At 61.4% G+C, this 16,962-nt stretch carries 12 protein-coding genes and 2 pseudogenes; 4 read left to right on the forward strand and 10 right to left on the reverse strand.

Going from position 1 to position 16,962, the window contains the following annotated elements; all coding sequences use genetic code 11:
• Nucleotides 1-366 (reverse strand): annotated as a pseudogene (locus tag BOO71_RS07635) (IS66 family transposase); the annotation flags it as partial.
• A gap of 137 nt (nt 367-503) precedes the next feature.
• Nucleotides 504-995 (reverse strand): hypothetical protein, encoded by a 492-nt coding sequence (locus BOO71_RS07640; RefSeq protein WP_139322823.1) that lies wholly within the window; start codon nt 993-995, stop codon nt 504-506.
• A gap of 491 nt (nt 996-1,486) precedes the next feature.
• Between BOO71_RS07640 and metH the strand changes: the two genes are divergently transcribed.
• The 4 genes from metH to BOO71_RS07660 all read left to right on the forward strand — a co-directional run bounded on the left by metH (nt 1,487) and on the right by BOO71_RS07660 (nt 8,239).
• Nucleotides 1,487-5,275, forward strand: coding sequence for a methionine synthase (metH, locus tag BOO71_RS07645; RefSeq protein ID WP_075831358.1), 3,789 nt, complete (start codon nt 1,487-1,489; stop codon nt 5,273-5,275).
• Nucleotides 5,276-5,298: 23 nt separating this feature from the next.
• Entirely contained in the window at nt 5,299-6,015 is a 717-nt protein-coding gene (locus tag BOO71_RS07650; RefSeq protein WP_254843080.1) for a methylenetetrahydrofolate reductase, read from the forward strand.
• Between the two features lie 157 nt (nt 6,016-6,172).
• Nucleotides 6,173-7,720 carry a catalase gene (locus BOO71_RS07655; protein WP_075831360.1) on the forward strand — a complete coding sequence of 516 codons (1,548 nt, stop codon included), beginning with the start codon at nt 6,173-6,175 and terminating at the stop codon, nt 7,718-7,720.
• A 69-nt stretch (nt 7,721-7,789) separates the two neighbouring features.
• Nucleotides 7,790-8,239: a Fur family transcriptional regulator gene (locus tag BOO71_RS07660; protein ID WP_075831361.1), complete on the forward strand. Its 450-nt coding sequence runs from the start codon at nt 7,790-7,792 to the stop codon at nt 8,237-8,239.
• 51 nt (nt 8,240-8,290) lie between these two features.
• Here BOO71_RS07660 and BOO71_RS07665 read toward each other — a convergent pair whose 3' ends face one another.
• The 8 genes and pseudogenes from BOO71_RS07665 to BOO71_RS07700 all read right to left on the reverse strand — a co-directional run.
• On the reverse strand, nt 8,291-9,589 hold the full coding sequence (locus BOO71_RS07665) for a DUF4139 domain-containing protein (protein WP_075831362.1): 1,299 nt from the start codon (nt 9,587-9,589) through the stop codon (nt 8,291-8,293).
• Between the two features lie 109 nt (nt 9,590-9,698).
• Complete coding sequence (locus BOO71_RS07670) at nt 9,699-10,730, reverse strand: ABC transporter ATP-binding protein (protein ID WP_075831363.1); 1,032 nt, start codon at nt 10,728-10,730, stop codon at nt 9,699-9,701.
• Nucleotides 10,727-11,785, reverse strand: a complete 1,059-nt coding sequence (locus BOO71_RS07675; RefSeq protein ID WP_075831364.1) for an ABC transporter ATP-binding protein — start codon at nt 11,783-11,785, stop codon at nt 10,727-10,729. The genes BOO71_RS07670 and BOO71_RS07675 overlap by 4 nt, the downstream gene beginning before the upstream one ends.
• A 73-nt stretch (nt 11,786-11,858) precedes the next feature.
• Entirely contained in the window at nt 11,859-12,998 is a 1,140-nt protein-coding gene (locus tag BOO71_RS07680; protein ID WP_075831365.1) for an ABC transporter permease, read from the reverse strand.
• A 6-nt stretch (nt 12,999-13,004) separates the two neighbouring features.
• Nucleotides 13,005-13,985, reverse strand: a complete 981-nt coding sequence (locus tag BOO71_RS07685) for an ABC transporter permease (protein ID WP_075831366.1) — start codon at nt 13,983-13,985, stop codon at nt 13,005-13,007.
• Between the two features lie 102 nt (nt 13,986-14,087).
• The gene (locus tag BOO71_RS07690) at nt 14,088-15,869 is read right to left on the reverse strand and encodes an ABC transporter substrate-binding protein (RefSeq protein ID WP_075831367.1); all 1,782 of its coding nucleotides are present in this window, start codon (nt 15,867-15,869) and stop codon (nt 14,088-14,090) included.
• A gap of 299 nt (nt 15,870-16,168) precedes the next feature.
• The gene (secG, locus tag BOO71_RS07695; protein WP_075831368.1) at nt 16,169-16,393 is read right to left on the reverse strand and encodes a preprotein translocase subunit SecG; all 225 of its coding nucleotides are present in this window, start codon (nt 16,391-16,393) and stop codon (nt 16,169-16,171) included.
• Between the two features lie 221 nt (nt 16,394-16,614).
• Nucleotides 16,615-16,962: pseudogene (locus BOO71_RS07700) on the reverse strand (transposase); the annotation flags it as partial.

Genomic DNA, 16,962 nt, shown 5'->3' on the forward strand with positions numbered 1-16,962 from the left:
GTCCGTGATCCAGGCCTTGTCCATCTGCTTGAAGACCAGTTCGCCCGTGTAGCCGCAGGTGGTGCAGGTATTAGGAGTCGGGACGGAAATGACCGCCTGAACCTGAACAGGTTCAGGCGGAGTCTTGTAGGTGAATGTTCCCATTCCTGCACGGCGTCCAGGTGGCTGGGGATCAGCTTTACGCGTCTCGCGGCTGAACGGAGCAGCATATTTGCTGTGCTTCTTGCGCTCCAGCTCCTCGATCTTCTTTTTCAGACGAGTGTTTTCGGCACGTAGCGCGTGATTCTCGGCTTCCAACTGCTCGAATCGCTCGGTCTGCTGACGGATGATCTCCAGCACATCCCCCTCTATCAGCGTCCCGGCCATGCCCCAATTCTAGCGAATCCTGCCCGGTTCAGGCCACCGGGTCAGGAGCGCTAATCAGATACGAAAATCAGATTGGTCACACGCCATATACCATGCAACCAATCTGACAAGCTATAAATTTGACCCATCCTTAAGGCTCAGTTAGCAGATTTGTACTCCTTGAGAAAAGAGTTGATTATGGTTTTGCCTTCGCCAACCAAATAAGCAGCCAAACCATCATTGCTAGCCAACACGCCATAGGAGGCCGATCTCCAGATACTCACGGCCTCGGTGTAATTGCTTTTAGCATTTGGCGAGGCATAGGCAGAAAGATCCCAGATGTTCAGCTCGCCGAACCACGCGCGCGGAGTCCCAGTCGTTGCCCCGAAATTGAGAGCAAGTGGGTATTCTTCACAGCCATCGCCGTCCATCTCTTCAAAAGGAACGCCCTGAGCCTTGGCAGAAGCCACAAAATAATCGTAAAGCGATTGGGCCACGGTACTACTCGCCGAGCCAAGCGAACCAATCTCAGCGGTAAATGATTCGTCATCTACGCACAGGGTTGTGCCAGCAAGATTGGAATTCTCAGCGGAAGCCGCGCCAAAATTTAACAGAATACCAACAACTAACGATGGAAAAAATAATTTCATATTATTCCTCTCTTCGACTGGAAAGCAGCGCCAAGATACACATGGTTTCAACCAGTTCTATCCCTCTTAGGACGGTCAGGTTATAAAGACTCATATCTCAGAACTCTTACGGGCCAAACGCCAGGTTCTCCTATGTTGTTGGCTCTTGGTATTGATCCATCGACCTGTCCACCCCACCCCCCTTTTGTCCCCTCTGCGCCGCGCTATCCTCCCCCTATCGCGCCTTCAAAGCGCGGTCATCCAGAGCATCCGAGGGTTTTTTCTGCCCGCTGACGACGCGGCAACCCGCCCCCATAGCGGCAATGGTGCCTGACAGAAAAGCCTCCTGCTGGGGTGCGCCGACGATGGCGCGGGCGGGAGGCGATGGCCGGAAGCGGGCGCTATGTTGAATTTGGGCGCATCAGGACTCTCAGGCCGCACACGCGGTCTGTTTTTTTATCAACACTGTGTTTATCAACATTGTGTTTTGAGTAAACACCCAGAGGTGAACCATGAACAGGGACATTCGCGCTGCGGCGCGTGAACGAATCTTGGTGCTGGACGGCGCGTGGGGCACCATGCTTCAACGGGCCAACCTGAATGAGGCCGATTTCCGCTTTGAGGGCGCAGACCCCCTGCGGATGTACCGGGGCAACTTTGACCTGCTGCAACTCACGCGCCCCGACGTGATTCAGGGTGTTCACCGCGAGTATTTTGCGGCGGGCGCGGACATTGCCAGCACCAATACGTTTAACAGCACCACCATCTCCCAGGCGGATTACGGCACCGAGGCCCTGGCCCGCGCCATGAACGAGACGGGCGCACGGCTGGCCCGCGAGGTGGCCGACGAATTTGAGGCGCAGGACGGCAAGCCACGCTGGGTGGCCGGGGCCATCGGGCCGACGAACCGCACCGCCACCTTATCCCCGGATGTGGAGCGCCCCGAGTTTCGCAATGTCACCTTTGACGGCTTGGTGGAAGCCTACGCCGCCGCCGCCGAGGGCCTGATCGCAGGCGGGGCCGACTTGCTGCTGCTGGAAACGGTCTTCGACACGCTGAATGCCAAGGCCGCACTCTTTGCCTGTGAGGAAGCCTTTGCGCGCACGGGCAAGACCCTTCCGGTGATGCTCTCCGGCACCATCACCGACGCTTCTGGGCGCACGCTGAGCGGGCAGACGCCGGAAGCCTTTGTGATCAGCACGGCCCACGCCAATCTGTTCAGCCTGGGCCTGAATTGCGCGCTGGGGGCGGATTTGCTGCGACCCCACCTGCGGGCGATTGCGGCAAATACCGAAACCCTGGTCTCCGTTCATCCGAATGCGGGCCTGCCCAATGCCTTTGGCGAGTACGACGAGACCCCTGAACACACCGCCTCCGTGCTGGCCGACTTTGCCCGCGAGGGACTGGTCAACATCGTGGGCGGCTGCTGCGGCACCACGCCCGAACACATCCGCGCGATTGCCAACGAGATGGCGAGGATCACGCCGCGCACCGCCGCCAAACTGCCGCCCTTCCTGCGCCTGAGCGGTCTGGAAGCGCTGACGGTCACGCCGGAACTGAACTTCGTCAACGTGGGCGAGCGCACCAACGTGACGGGCAGCCCACGCTTCAACAAGGCGATTCTGGCCGGGGATTACGACACGGGCCTCAAGATCGCGCGGCAGCAGGTGGAAAACGGCGCGCAAATCGTGGACATCAACTTTGACGAGGGGATGCTGGACGGCGAGGAAGCGATGGTCAAGTTCCTGAACCTGCTGGCCGGGGAGCCGGATATCAGCCGGGTGCCGCTGATGCTGGACTCCAGCCGCTGGGACATTCTGGAGGCGGGCCTCAAACGGGTACAGGGCAAGTGCGTGGTGAACAGCATTTCCCTCAAGGACGGCGAGGAGACGTTTCTGGAGCGGGCGCGGCTGCTCAGGCGCTACGGGGCCGCCGCCGTGGTCATGGCTTTTGACGAGCGAGGGCAGGCCGACAACCTGGAACGCCGCAAGGAAATCACCTCCCGCGCCTACAAACTGCTGACCGAACAGGCCGACTTCCCGCCGCAGGACATCATCTTTGATCCCAACGTGCTGACGGTGGCGACGGGCATGGAAGAACATGACCGTTACGCGCTGGAATTCATTGAGGGAGCGCGCTGGATCAAGGCCAACCTGCCGGGGGTGCTGGTGTCCGGTGGCATCAGCAACGTCTCCTTTTCCTTCCGGGGCAACAACCATGTGCGCGAGGCGATGCACTCGGTCTTCCTGTACCACGCCATTCGCGCCGGGCTGGACATGGGCATCGTGAACGCGGGGATGCTGGCCGTGTATGAGGACATTGAGCCAGAACTGCGCGAGGCCGTGGAGGACGTGATTCTGGCCCGCACACCGGACGCCACCGAGAACCTGCTGGCCCTGGCCGAGAATTACAAGGGCGTCAAGCGCGAGGCCACCGCCCAGAGCGAGTGGCGCGAGCGTCCGGTGGCCGAGCGTCTCAAGCACGCGTTGATCTCTGGCATCACCGACTTCGTGGTGGACGACGCGGAGGAAGCGTACCGCGAGCTGGGTTCGCCGCTGATGGTCATTGAGGGGCCGCTGATGGACGGCATGAACGTGGTGGGCGATCTGTTCGGGGCCGGGAAGATGTTCCTGCCGCAGGTGGTCAAGTCCGCCCGCGTGATGAAACGCGCCGTGGCCCACCTGACGCCGTACATGGAGGCCGAGAAGCAGGAGGCCGGGGGGAAAGGGAAAGTCCTTCTCGCCACCGTCAAGGGCGACGTTCATGACATCGGCAAAAACATCGTGGGCGTGGTGCTGGCCTGCAACGGCTATCAGGTCACTGATCTGGGCGTGATGGTCCCCACCGAGAAGATTCTGGACGAGGCCGAGCGCATCGGCGCAGACGTGATCGGGTTGTCGGGCCTTATTACGCCCAGTCTGGACGAGATGGTGGGCGTGGCCCGCGAGATGACGCGCCGGGGCGGAAAATTGCCCCTGCTGATCGGCGGGGCCACCACCAGCCGGGCGCACACGGCGGTCAAGATCGACCCCGCCTACGCAGGTCTGGTGGTGCATGTGCTGGACGCCAGCCGCGCCGTGACCACCACCGCCGACATCCTGGCCGACCCGGCGGGCGTGCAAGCGCGCATCAAGGTGGAATACGACGCCCTGCGCGAACGCCACGGCAAACGCGAGGTGCGCCTCATCCCGCTGGAAACGGCCCGCGAGCGTGCGCCGCGCGTCTCCCCCGCCGTGCCGCCCGCACCGCGCGAACCGGGACGCCAGATCATTGAACAGCCTCTAACCGGATTGCTGGATTACATAGACTGGACACCATTCTTCATCGCCTGGGAAATGAAGGGCATTTACCCCAGCATCCTGACTGATCCGCTGCGGGGAGAGCAGGCCCGCGTGCTGTTTGCTGACGCCCAGGCATTGCTGCGCCGCGTGCTTGACGAGAATTTGCTGACCGCCAGAGCTGTGATCGGGTTATGGCCCGCCGAGCGGCGCGGCGACGACATCGTAGTGGAGGCGGGAACGCATGGGATCGGCTTGCAGGACACGCTGGACCATCAGACCCACGAAATCGCCGCCGGACGCGAACCCTTGCCCGAAGTGGCCGTCCTCCACACCCTGCGCCAGCAGCGCGATCAGGCCACCCCAAACGGCGCACTCGCAGACTTCATCGCGTATCGGGGCGATCACATCGGGGCCTTCGCCGTCGCCATCCACGGCGCGGAGGAACTGGCGCGCGAATTTGAGGCAGACCATGACGACTACAACTCCATTCTGATCAAGGCGCTGGCAGACCGACTGGCCGAAGCCTTTGCCGAGAAACTGCACCGCGACGTGCGGGTCAAGCACTGGGGCTACGCGCCAGACGAAACGCTGGACAACACCGACCTGATCCGCGAACGCTACGACGGCATTCGCCCCGCACCAGGCTACCCGTCCCAGCCGGACCACACCGAGAAACGCACCCTCTTCTCGCTGCTGAATGCTGGGGAAATTGGACTGAAACTCACCGAGTCCTGCGCCATGACCCCCGCCGCCGCCGTGTCGGGCCTGTACTTCGCCCACCCGGAAGCGCGCTATCTGGCGGTGGGCCGCATCGGGCGCGATCAGGTGGAGGATTACGCCAGGCGCAAGGGCTGGGATGTGGAAGAGGCAGAGCGCTGGCTGGGGCCGCTTTTGGCCTACGATCCTGCGGATCAGGCCGTCAAAGGGTCAAGAGTCGAAGAGTCGAAGGAAAAGAGCGCCGAAGCCCTTAGACCCTTAGACCCTCAAACCCTTAGACCCGTCGCAGGCGGCACCCAGTGACCACACGGATATCTATTGAACTCGTGCCCCGTTCACGCTCCGGGTTGCGGGCGGAGTTGGCGGCGGTGGCCGAACATCTACCCGGCGCGGACACCATCAACATTCCCGACTTCCCGCGCTTTTCCACGCGCTCATGGCATGGCTGCGGCTTTGCCCGTCCACGTTACCGGGCCATTCCACACATCCGGGCCGTTGATCTGAATCCGCGCGAGCCGTTGCCGATGGCCGCGCATCTGGACGAACACGGCATCGACGAGGTCATCGTCATCACCGGGGACGCACCCAGCGACATGAGCGCGAAGGTCTACAACGTGGATGCCGAGGCCGCCATCCGCCGCATTCGCCGGGAATTGCCACACCTGAAGATCTACGCGGGCCTGGACCCCTACCGCCAGTCGCTGGCCCGCGAGCAGGATTACCTGGAACGCAAGCTGGAGGCCGGGGCCTGCGGCTTCTTTACCCAGCCGTTTTTCGACCTGCGCCTGATGGACGCCTACGCCGATCTGCTGCCCGAGGGCGCAGAAGTCTGGTGGGGGGCCACCTCGGTCACCTCTGAAGGCTCGGAAGGGTACTGGCGCACGCGCAATCACGCGGTGTTCCCCCGGCAGTTTCAGCCCACGCTGGAGTGGAACCGCCGTTTTGCGGGGGAGCTGCTGGCCTTCGCCCGCGAGCGCGGCCAGCACGCCTATTTCATGCCCATCAAGGCGGACGTGGTGGAGTACCTGGGCGGGATTGTTTAGTCGTTCAAGCAATTCATAGGGAGGTGTTCACCCTTTGTGGTGGACATCTTAATTCATAATCATTATGATTAAAGAGACTGGGTGCGCAGGCTTGCGCCCGGCCTGTCCCTATTCCGGCAGCCCGCCCACTGCCACCCCTCCCCAAGGAGTGTTCCCCATGATCGAAGCCAAAACCAGCAAACAGAGCAAAGACAACAGCGGCCAGACCCTGACCACCCGCCAGGGCCATCCCGTCAGCAACAACCAGAACCAGCGCACCGTGGGCACCCGTGGCCCGGCCACGCTGGAAAACTACCAGTTCCTGGAAAAGATCAGCCATTTTGACCGCGAACGCATTCCCGAGCGCGTGGTGCATGCGCGCGGCGCGGGCGCACACGGCGTTTTTGAGGCTTACGGCAAGGTGGGCGACGAGAGCATCAGCCAGTACACCCGCGCCAAGCTGTTTCAGAGCGAGGGCAAGGAGACGCCCGTATTCGTGCGCTTCTCCACCGTAATTCACTCGGGCCACTCGCCGGAAACCCTGCGTGACCCGCGCGGCTTCTCGGTCAAGTTCTACACCGAGGACGGCAACTGGGATCTGGTGGGCAACAACCTCAAGGTCTTTTTCATCCGCGACGCGATCAAGTTCCCGGACGTCATCCACTCCCTGAGACCCGATCCCGTCACCAACCGCCAGGACGGCGGGCGCATCTTCGACTTCATGAGCAACACACCCGAGTCGATGCACATGCTGACCTTCCTGTTCTCGCCGTGGGGCATTCCGGCCAACTACCGCCAGATGCAGGGCAGCGGCGTCAACACCTACAAATGGGTCAACGACAGGGGCGAGGGTACCCTGATCAAGTACCACTGGGAACCCATGCAGGGCGTCAGGAACCTGACCCAGCCGGAAGCCGAGGCGATCCAGGGCAAGAACTTCAACCACGCCACCGAGGACCTGTACGACGCCATCGAGCGCGGCGACTTTCCCCAGTGGGAACTGCGCGTGCAGATGATGACCGACGGCGAACACCCTGAGCTGGACTTCGATCCGCTGGACGACACCAAGATCTGGCCTGAAGACCAGTTCCCGATGATGGCAGTAGGGATGATGACCCTGAACCGCAACCCCGAGAACTATTTCGCGGAGGTGGAGCAGGCCGCCTTCGGCACTGGCGTGCTGGTGGACGGGCTGGACTTCAGCGACGACAAGATGCTGGTGGGCCGCACCTTCTCGTACTCGGATACCCAGCGCTACCGCGTCGGCCCCAACTACCTGCAACTGCCGATCAACTCGCCCCGCGCGGCGGTGGCCACCAACCAGCGCGACGGCCAGATGACCTATCAGGTGGACACGGTGCCCGGCCAGAACCCGCACGTCAACTACGAGCCGTCCAGCATGAATGGCCCGAAGGAAGCCCCGCGCGACCTGCCCGAACACAGCCCGCATATCGAGGGCCGCCTGCAACGCGCCCCCATCGAGCGCACCAACGACTTCAAGCAGGCAGGCGAGCAGTACCGCGCCCACGATGACCGCGAGCGCGACGACCTGATCAACAACCTCGTAGCAAACATCTCGGCAGCCACCGAGGAAGTGCAGGCCCGCATGGTGGAGCTGTTCACCCAGTGCGACGCCGATTATGGCCGCCGCGTAGACGAGGGCCTGAAAGCCGTCCGCGAGGATAAGAAAAAGACGGAGGGCAAGCGCGAAGCCCAGATGGTCTGAAGCTGGTCAACGGTGGAAAAACAGCGTGAGATTTTGAACGCTAGAATGGGGTCATGAACGTGGTGTGCCATGACCCTCACTGAACTCCAGCGGCATCTGGAACGGCGGGGCCTGCGCACCACCCAGCCCCGCCTCCGGTTGCTGCAATTCTTCTCTCACACCGACGGGCACTTCACGCCGGAGGAGATCGCCGAACGCTTCCGGCTGGCCGGGGAACCCATTCCCATCGCCACGCTGTACCAGAATCTGCGCGTGTTCAGCGAGCATGGACTGATCGGCGAGGTGATCGGCCACGGCGGTGAGGTGCGGTACGACACCAACCTGACCCCGCATTCGCATCTGCGGTGTGACCATTGCAGCAAGCTCCTGGACGTTTTCCTGAGTCTTCCTGATCTGCAACCTCAGGGCCAGGGCCACGACTGGACGATCACCGGGGCCAGGGTGGAGTTGCAGGGCATCTGCCCGGACTGTCAGGCAATAGCTTCTCCTCAACTGATGCCGACACTCGAATCAGACTGAAAAACCTCCGCCAGAGCATTCGCGCTCTGGCGGAGGTTCTATTTTCTTAGCTTACGAGTTGTCCACCACCACCGTGAAGCTCTTGCTGGCCTTGCCCTTGGCGGGAACGTCCACCTTCAGGCTGGCAATACCTCCGTTCTTTGTGGGCGCGGCACTGTCGATGATGATGACCCTCCCGCCGACACGCTCGGTAATCTCGGCCCGTATGGAACGGTCCTTGCTACTCTCGAAGGCGTAGGTGACCTTGTAAGTGGTCTTGACCACCTCACCCTTGCTATTTTTGGCCTGATTGACGGTCTGCACCGTGCGGGTGTATTCCACATCAGGGTCATCGCCCAGACTGAAATCCACCGTGCCGCCCTCACGGGTTTCGTCCAGGCGGGTCTGGCCCACCAGACGGCCCTCCTCGCGCACGGTGATCGGGCCAGCGGGCAGGCGGGCGTCGGCCTTGAAGCGGTAGGAGCGGTCCAGCGTGCCCGTCTGGGTGGCGACGTTGAAGTAAGTGTTGAGGCCCACGTAACGCTCGAAATTGGTCAGCTTGGGCGTCAGGAACGGCAGGGTCACCACGCTGTTGGCGGGCAGCGTGAACGGTGTGGACAGCGCGTAGCGGTACAGCCCGCGCAACTCCGAGCCACCGCTGATTTTGGGGGCCTGGGTGATGGGCGCAGGGGCGGCCCTCAGGGCCATACCGTCTGCCGCCTCATAGCTGGCCTGGGCGTTCGGATTGGCCTGCACGCTCACGTCCCCCGAATACAGTTCGGTGTCCTTCACGTCGTAGGGCAGCTCGGTGGTGTTGCGGATGTCGGCCAGGGCCGAGAGCTGCGCGCCCGCATTGCTGGCCTTCAGCGTGTAACGCGGCGACCAGCCCACGCTGCGCGTCAGGTAGACCAGCGTGCCGCTTCCGGCTTTCGGCAGGTCGTAGGTCAGCGTCTGTGAGGGACTGACGGGATTGGTGGGCGGCGGCGTATCGAAGCGCAGTTGCTCGTAACGCACGTTGAAATACCGGCCTGCCGCGTCCTTGACCAGCAGATCGCTGGCACGGATCAGGGTCACGGGTTCGGTCTTTTCGCCATCCGACGTCGCCTTGACCAGGAACACCGTCTTGCCTTCCAGCCCACTCAGCCAGTTGGCCTCCAGCTTCTGCACGGCGCTGTCAAAGGCCAGCCCGTCCAGTTCCAGCGAGCCGGGCAGCACGTTCTGCCATGCCTGCTGCGGCAGCGACACGTTCAGGGTATTGCCCGTACTGGTCACCGGCTGCCGCACCTCGGCGAATGAGGGATAGATACGCAGGTCGGTGGCGTTCGCCGTTCCCAGAGCCAGGGCAGCGGCCAGCAGCAGTGTCGTTTTCATACACGCATAGTTGCCGATGCCACTTTATGAGATGTGAGAGGGTCAGTCAGACGAGAATTAGAAAAGTCCGCCCCCAGTCAAGGAGACGGACTCTTGTGGAAAAACTTGCCTACAGGACGTCGTCGCGGATGCAGGCCTTGAAGTGATTCGGCGAGACCTCGCGCAGTTCGGGCACCACCTTGGCGCAGTCGTCGATGGCATAGCGGCAGCGCGTGCGGAACACGCAGCCACTCGGCGGATTGATCGGGCTGGGAATGTCCCCCTCTAGAATGATGCGCTGGCGTTTGATCGTGGGGTCCGGCACCGGGGCAGCAGAGAGCAACGCCTCGGTATAGGGGTGCTTGGGATTGTTGTTCAGCTCGTGGCTGGGCGCAATCTCCATGATCCGGCCCAGGTACATCACGATAATTCGGTCACAGATGTACTCCACCACGGCCAGATCGTGCGCGATGAACAGAACGGTCAGGCCCAGCTCTTCCTGAAGATCCTGCATCAGGTTGACCACCTGCGCCTGAATCGACACGTCCAGCGCCGACACCGGCTCGTCGGCCACGATGAATAGCGGGTCCACCGCCAGGGCACGCGCAATCCCGATGCGCTGGCGCTGACCGCCCGAGAACTCGTGCGGGTAGCGGCGCATGTGTTCCGGGCGCAGGCCCACCTTTTGCAGCAGTTCAGCGATCCGGTCGATGCGGCCCTTGCCCGGATTGAGGTTATGGATCTGCATGGCCTCGCCGATGATGTCCGAGACCGTCATGCGCGGGTTCAGGCTGGCAAAAGGGTCCTGGAAGATGATCTGCATCTCGCGGCGGTAGTCGCGCATCTGCCCCTTGGACAGCTTGGTCACGTCGGTGCCGTTGAAGATCACCTCGCCGCCGGTGGGTTCGATCAGGCGCAGGATGGCGCGGCCCGCCGTGGTCTTGCCCGAGCCGGACTCGCCCACCAGCCCCACCACTTCACCACGCGCCAGCTTGAAGCTGATGTCGTTGACGGCCTTGACGTTGCCCACCACGCGCGACAGCAGGCCGCCGCGAATGGGGAAGTATTTTTCCAGATTGCGGACTTCCAGCAGGGTTTCGCCCTTCTGGGTCATGCCGCGTGAATCGGCAGCGGAGGTTCGGGCAGCAACTGGAGCGGTCATGCACTCACCTCGTGATCGGCCTTGGCGAATTCCTGCCAGCGAATGCAGCGGGCCATATGACCGCCGCCGGTATCTTCCAGCGCAGGAACGGCCTTGGAGCACTCAGGGACGGCGAACTTGCAGCGCGGCTCGAAGGCGCAGCCGGGCGGCAGGTTCAGCGGGTTGGGCACGTTGCCGGGAATGGCTTCCAGGCGGGCGCGCGGCGTGCCAGGCACATGCGCGTCCACGCCGGGGCGCGGAATGCTGTTCAGCAGGCCCATGGTGTAGGGGTGACGCGGCGCTTTGAAGATCTCGATCACGTCGCCTTCCTCCACCACGCGCCCGCCGTACATGACCACCACACGGTCTGCCATCTCGGCCACCACGCCCAGGTTGTGGGTGATGAACAGGATGCTCATGCCGATGTCTTTTTGCAGCTTACGCATCAGGTCCAGAATCTGTGCCTGGATGGTCACGTCCAGCGCCGTCGTCGGCTCGTCGGCGATCAGCAGGGCGGGGTTACAGCTCAGGGCCATCGCAATCATCACGCGCTGGCGCATGCCGCCGGACATCTGGTGGGGGTACTCGTTGACGCGCTTTTCGGGGGCGGGAATGCCCACGAAACGCAGCATGTCGGTGGCCGCGCCCATCGCGTCCTTGCGGTTCTTGTCCTGGTGCAGCATCACCGCTTCGGCGATCTGGTCGCCCACGGTGTACACCGGGTTGAGGCTGGTCATGGGTTCCTGGAAGATCATGGCAATGTCGTTGCCGCGAATCTTGCGCATCTCGGCTTCGGACAGCTTCACGATGTCGCGGGGCTGGCCATTGGTGCCGGAGAACAGGATCTCACCGCCTGCGATCTCGCCGGGGGGCATGGGGATCAGCCGCATGATGCTCAGGCTGGTCACGCTCTTGCCCGAGCCGGATTCACCCACCACGGCCAATGTCTCGCCCTTGTTGATGTGGAAGGTCACCCCGTCCACGCTCTTCACCACACCGTCATCGGTGTTGAAATAGGTCTTGAGGCCGTTCACGGCCAGCAGCACCTCCGCCTTATTGGTGGCGTGATCGGTCATTTTTCCTCCATTGTTCGCACGTCACGCATCATACATGCCTGAGACACAATTCTCGCTGTTTGCATCACGGTCCTCACTGCCGCTTGCGCGGATCGAAGGCGTCGCGCAGGCCGTCGCCCAGAAGCTGGAAGCAGCCCACCGTGAACACGATGAAAAAGCCGGGGATCAGGACCCAGGGCCGCGAGTTCAGGCTGGACAGCCCGCCCTCCTGCGCCTGCGCCAGCAGACTGCCCCAGCTCACGTAGGGTTCCACCGCACCGATGCCCAGGAAGCTCAGGCCGGATTCCAGCAGAATAAAACCGGGAATGCTGAGGGACAGCGTGACGATGATGTAGGTGGTCATGGTGGGCAACATATGCCGCCACATCACGCGGTTGTCGCTGGCACCCAGTGCGCGGGCGGCAGACACGAAATCCTGCTCGCGTACGCTCAGCAGTTGCCCGCGCGTAACGCGTGCCAGCCCGCCCCAGCCGATGAAGGCCAGAATGCCCAGGATCACGTACAGCGCAAAGATGGGATTAATGTTCTGCGGGAACACGGAACGCAGCAGCAGCAGCAGGAACAGGTAGGGAATGGCCGAGATCACCTCTACCAGACGCATGACCACGGTATCCACGATGCCGCCGAAGAAAGCCGCCAGCGCACCCATGAACAGCCCGATAATGGTACTCGCCAGAACCGCCCCCACACCGATGGTCAGGCTGATCTGCGAGGCGTAGAGCGTGCGCGTCAGCAGATCACGCCCCAGCGCCTCGCCGCCGATCAGAAAGACGTTGCAGCCAGCCTGATCGTTCCCGGTCCCGTACAGGTGCAGGTTGCCGGGAATAAAGCCCAGAATCTTGTACGACGCGCCCCGCACGCCGAAATAGATCGGACACTTCTCATCCGTGGCCTTGTACTCGTTGACGAAGGTATCCATGTTGAGCTGCTGGCTGAACTTGTTGACATAGGGGCGGGTCAAGGCCCCCGTCTGTGGATCGCGGAAATGCACCGGCGTGGGCGGCTGGAAGCGGGTGATGTCCGTGGTGGAATAGCTCGATAAGCTGTCGGGCGCGAGAAAAGGGGCAAAAAGGGCCATCAGATAGATCAGGATCAGCCCCACTCCACCCGTTTTGGCCAGCCGGTTCTTGCGGAACTGGCCCCAGGCCACCGAGAACTGGGACTGCCCGAGAGAACGCTCTTTTACTTTCTTCTGTGGTGCTGTGGTGGTCATGTCACCTCACCCGACCTTGATGCGTGGATCGACCACGGCCAGAAGAATGTCCGAGAGGGCGTTGCCGACGATCAGCAGAATGGTGGAAATAACGGTGAAGCCCGCGATCAGGTACAGGTCCTGCGCGTTGATGGCGGTCAGCAACATGGGTGTGATGCCCGGATAGTTATAGACCACCTCCACGAACCCCGCGCCGCTGATCGCGCCGGGCAGCAGACCGCCGATCCCGGCGACGATGGGCAGAATGGCATTGCGGAAAGTGTGCTTCCAGATGGCAGTGCGCTCGCTGACGCCCTTGGCCCGCGCCGTGCGGATGTAATCCGAGCGCATCACTTCCAGCATCAGGCCCCGGATCACGCGGGTCAGGCCCGCCGCGTCGGTGAGAGCCAGCACCGCTGCCGGAATCAGCAGATGCCGCAACACGTCCCAGAACTTTGCCAGCGAGGACAGTTGATCGTAATTGTTGCTGGTCATGCCCCCCAGCGGAATGTCCCAGCCCGTGGCATTGCGAATCTGAAGGATGAAGTAGATCACGATCAGGAACAGGAAAAAACTAGGAAAGCCCAGCAGGAAGTACAGCACCACGTTGATGGACTTGTCGCCGAAGCTGTTCTGCCGCACCGCGCCGTACACGCCGATGGGAATAGCGATGGCGTAGAAAAACACCAGATTGAGTAGCACCAGCCAGACCGAGTTGACGATGCGCGGCCAGATGACGGGCAGGACTGGCTGGGTGTACTGGAACGACGTGCCGAAGTCGCCGTGCAGCATGTTCCACATCCAGTAGAAGTACTGGACGTAGGCGGGCTTGTCCAGACCAAAAGAAATGCTGAGATTTCTGAGCTGCTCTTCGCTGATGCCAGGGTTCAGGCGGGCCGGGGTCAGAAAGTCGCCGGGGGCCAGCGAGATCACGAAGAAGATCAGCACGCTGGCAAGGAACAATGTGGGAATGGCCTGAAAAAAGCGCCGGACTAAAAATGGAATCATGCCTTTCTCCGTCAGCTCGAGAGGACTTTTAAGGAACAGGGTTCAATGTAAGGGGGGCAGTCCGCCCGCAGCAGACCACCCCCAGGAAAGAACGTGGCTGGATTACTTGATGAAGGTCAGGCCGATATCACGCGCACCGTAGTAGGCGTCCATCATCTCGGGGGTGTACTGACCGCCCACGCGGGTGTTGTAGGTGACATGATAGTTGGTACCCACCAGATAGATCACAGGCTGCAACTCGCCCTCGTTCTTCATGAGCTGCGCGCCGATGGCCAGACGCTTGGCGGTGTTCAGCTCGGCGTCGCCCTGGTAGTACTCCTTGGTCATCAACTGTTCCTGACTGGTCAGGCACTTGCCGTCGGTGGGGTTGTTGTAGCTGTGCAGGTTGGTGCCGCAGGGGACCACGTTCACGCCGAAGGGCCAGATGTTGGTGCCGCCCGACAGGCCCAGCAGGATCGCGTCGAAGGGACGGTTCTCGCCCTTGGCGGTCAACTGACCCACCAGGGCATTGAAGTCGATGGGCGTGAAGTTGACCTTGACGCCCACTTTCTTGGCCTCGTCACGGAAGACCTGGCCGAGCTGCTCACGGACGGTATTGCCCGCGTTGGTGGCCAGATTGAATTCGAGAACCTTGCCCTTGCTGTCCACCAGATAACCGTCGGCGTTCTTCTTCTTGTAGCCGATCTGCGCCAGCAGCTTGCTGGCCTGCGCCAGATCGTACTTGTACTCGGGCGCACCGGCCTTGATCCCCGCGTCGGTCTGGTCCTTGAAGATCGGGTAGACGCTGAAGTACACCTCGCTGCCCAGGCCGCCCAGCGCCAGCTTGATCATGGCGTCGCGGTTGGCGATGTGGCTCATGGCGCGGCGGAAACGCACGTCGCGGAACAGCGCCTGCTTGGCGGGGTCAGCCGACTTGTTCCAGTTGAAGGTGATCCAAGAAGAAGTGGAGTTGGGGCTGACGTTGGCCTTCAGGAACGCCTTGAGGTTGCCCGCGTCGATGGACTTCTTGATCTGCGCCAGATCGTCGGCCTTGCTGGGGGCGAAGGTATCGAGCTGCCCGGCCAGATAGGACGCCAGACCCGCGTTCAGGTCAGGCACGATTTTGAAGGAATAGGTGTTCAGGTAAGGAACAGGGTTGCCCTTGCTGTCCTTGTTCCAGTCGCCGTAGTACTTGTTGGCCTTCAGGACGGCGCGCTCGCCCGCCTTGTAGCTGTCCAGCACCCACATGCCCGCCGAGACGATCTCGCTGGGGTTGGTTCCCAGGCCCCACAACTTCTTGACGGCTTCCGCGCCGCCCGCCTTGTACGCCTTGCCGAACACATGGTCAGGCCAGGGCGCAAAGCTCATGATGCTCAGGGCGGTGGAACTCTGGCTGGGGAAATCGAACTGCAAGGTCAGATCGTCGATCTTCTTGATGGTGATCGGCTTGTCGTTGATAAAGAAGGTGTCGTAGCTGTTGCTGCCCACCTTGTCGTCGGTGTGAATCTTCCAGGTGGTGATCCAGTCATCGGCGGTGATGGGCTGGCCATCGCTAAACTTCATGCCGGGGCGAATCTTGACCACAAAACGCTTGTTGTTGTTGCTGACCACGGCAGGGCCAGCGGCCATCTTGGGGATGAATTCGTTATTGCGGGGGTCCTGCGTGAACAGGGTGGCCGAAGTGTCGGCTTCCGTACCGGGGATGCTGGTGGCTTCCGCACTGGTGAACGGGTTAAAGGTCTTGAAGTCCGACAACGCGTAGTTGCGGAACTCGCCGCCGCGCTTGTTGGCGGTGTTCTGCTCGGCAGTCCAGGCGGCGGGGTAAACGAAGGGAGCGGCCATCGAGGTGGTCGCGGTCATGGCCAGGGCCAGGATCAGTGCTTTTTTAAATGGAACTTTCTTCATGTGAATCCTCCAGGAAAGAGTCGAGGTAGACATCTGGAAATGGCGACGCGCCAGCGTGAGCCGGTTCAGTGCCGAGTTGTCGTGGGGTTTCCAGCGCGGTCAATATATGAATTGGCCTAGTCAAGGTCAAGCACAAAAACACCATTCCTTGACTTTGCGTCGATCCAGACAATCCAGCTTTACGAATGAAATGTAAATTCACCGACAACGACGGCCAAAAACCCGGAGACAGCTCTCATGAGCCATGTCCGGGTTTAAAAATTGCTTTCAGCTCTGGAACCATGTCCAGAGCAGGACAATCAGCGAGAAACGATACCGATCAGCAGGGCGATCAGCATGAAGAAGCCGCCCAGCACACTGGTAATGCGGACCAGCCCGCCTTCCACGCCGCGCCCGCCCAGCAGGGAACCGCCGGACGCCATGCTGGCCGACAGACCCGCCTGACGCGGAACCTGCAACAGAATGAAAAAGACCAGCGCCACGCAGATCAGCGCGAACAAAACAAGAAAAAGATTCAGAATCATGGTTGACCTCTTGGTGTGTGGTGCCGATGGGGGGACTCGAACCCCCACGGTTTCCCGCTCGATTTTGAGACGGCAGCCGAACGTCCAACAGCATACACCACCGTCTCAGAACGTCCAGTTATCCGGCCTTCTCATCCAGGGCTACCGCAAAGTCAGGACAGCCTCTAGAAATGGCAAATCCATCGTGGCGCGGAACTGTTTAGAACTTCGGGTGCTAGGGGTTAGAGGCCACCGAAAAACAGTGCCAAATTATGAGCCGCAATCTTCCGGCAGACGTGGGCGCGGACCGACCTGAATGAATTGAGCTGGGGAAGCATCAGGTGAAAAGATCGGTCTAGCCGAGAAAAAACGGTTTCGACAATCTTTCTGACGCCCACCATCGCACCCCACCAGGGCCGGGGATGTTTCGTATTCGATTTGGGCTGCGCGTACACGCCGCAGCCCTGATACCCACGGTCTCCCAGCACCAAAGCTCCCTCGCCTTCGTCGAGGAGCGCACGGGCGAGTGGGGGATCACTCTCATTGCCTGCGGCAATGCCGAAACGGACGATCATGGCATGATCGTCCAC

This window comes from Deinococcus marmoris, from assembly GCF_001949125.1.
GTDB classification, from domain to species: domain Bacteria; phylum Deinococcota; class Deinococci; order Deinococcales; family Deinococcaceae; genus Deinococcus; species Deinococcus marmoris_A.

Bases quoted from the DNA above. Each gene is read 5' to 3' on its own strand.
- BOO71_RS07640 (WP_139322823.1), bottom strand. From the start codon at position 995: ATGAAATTATTTTTTCCATCGTTAGTTGTTGGTATTCTGTTAAATTTT.
- BOO71_RS07675 (WP_075831364.1), bottom strand. From the start codon at position 11,785: ATGACCGATCACGCCACCAATAAGGCGGAGGTGCTGCTGGCCGTGAAC.
- BOO71_RS07665 (WP_075831362.1), bottom strand. From the start codon at position 9,589: ATGAAAACGACACTGCTGCTGGCCGCTGCCCTGGCTCTGGGAACGGCG.
- BOO71_RS07655 (WP_075831360.1), top strand. From the start codon at position 6,173: ATGATCGAAGCCAAAACCAGCAAACAGAGCAAAGACAACAGCGGCCAG.
- BOO71_RS07670 (WP_075831363.1), bottom strand. From the start codon at position 10,730: ATGACCGCTCCAGTTGCTGCCCGAACCTCCGCTGCCGATTCACGCGGC.
- metH (WP_075831358.1), top strand. From the start codon at position 1,487: ATGAACAGGGACATTCGCGCTGCGGCGCGTGAACGAATCTTGGTGCTG.
- BOO71_RS07690 (WP_075831367.1), bottom strand. From the start codon at position 15,869: ATGAAGAAAGTTCCATTTAAAAAAGCACTGATCCTGGCCCTGGCCATG.
- BOO71_RS07685 (WP_075831366.1), bottom strand. From the start codon at position 13,985: ATGATTCCATTTTTAGTCCGGCGCTTTTTTCAGGCCATTCCCACATTG.
- secG (WP_075831368.1), bottom strand. From the start codon at position 16,393: ATGATTCTGAATCTTTTTCTTGTTTTGTTCGCGCTGATCTGCGTGGCG.
- BOO71_RS07680 (WP_075831365.1), bottom strand. From the start codon at position 12,998: ATGACCACCACAGCACCACAGAAGAAAGTAAAAGAGCGTTCTCTCGGG.
- BOO71_RS07660 (WP_075831361.1), top strand. From the start codon at position 7,790: ATGACCCTCACTGAACTCCAGCGGCATCTGGAACGGCGGGGCCTGCGC.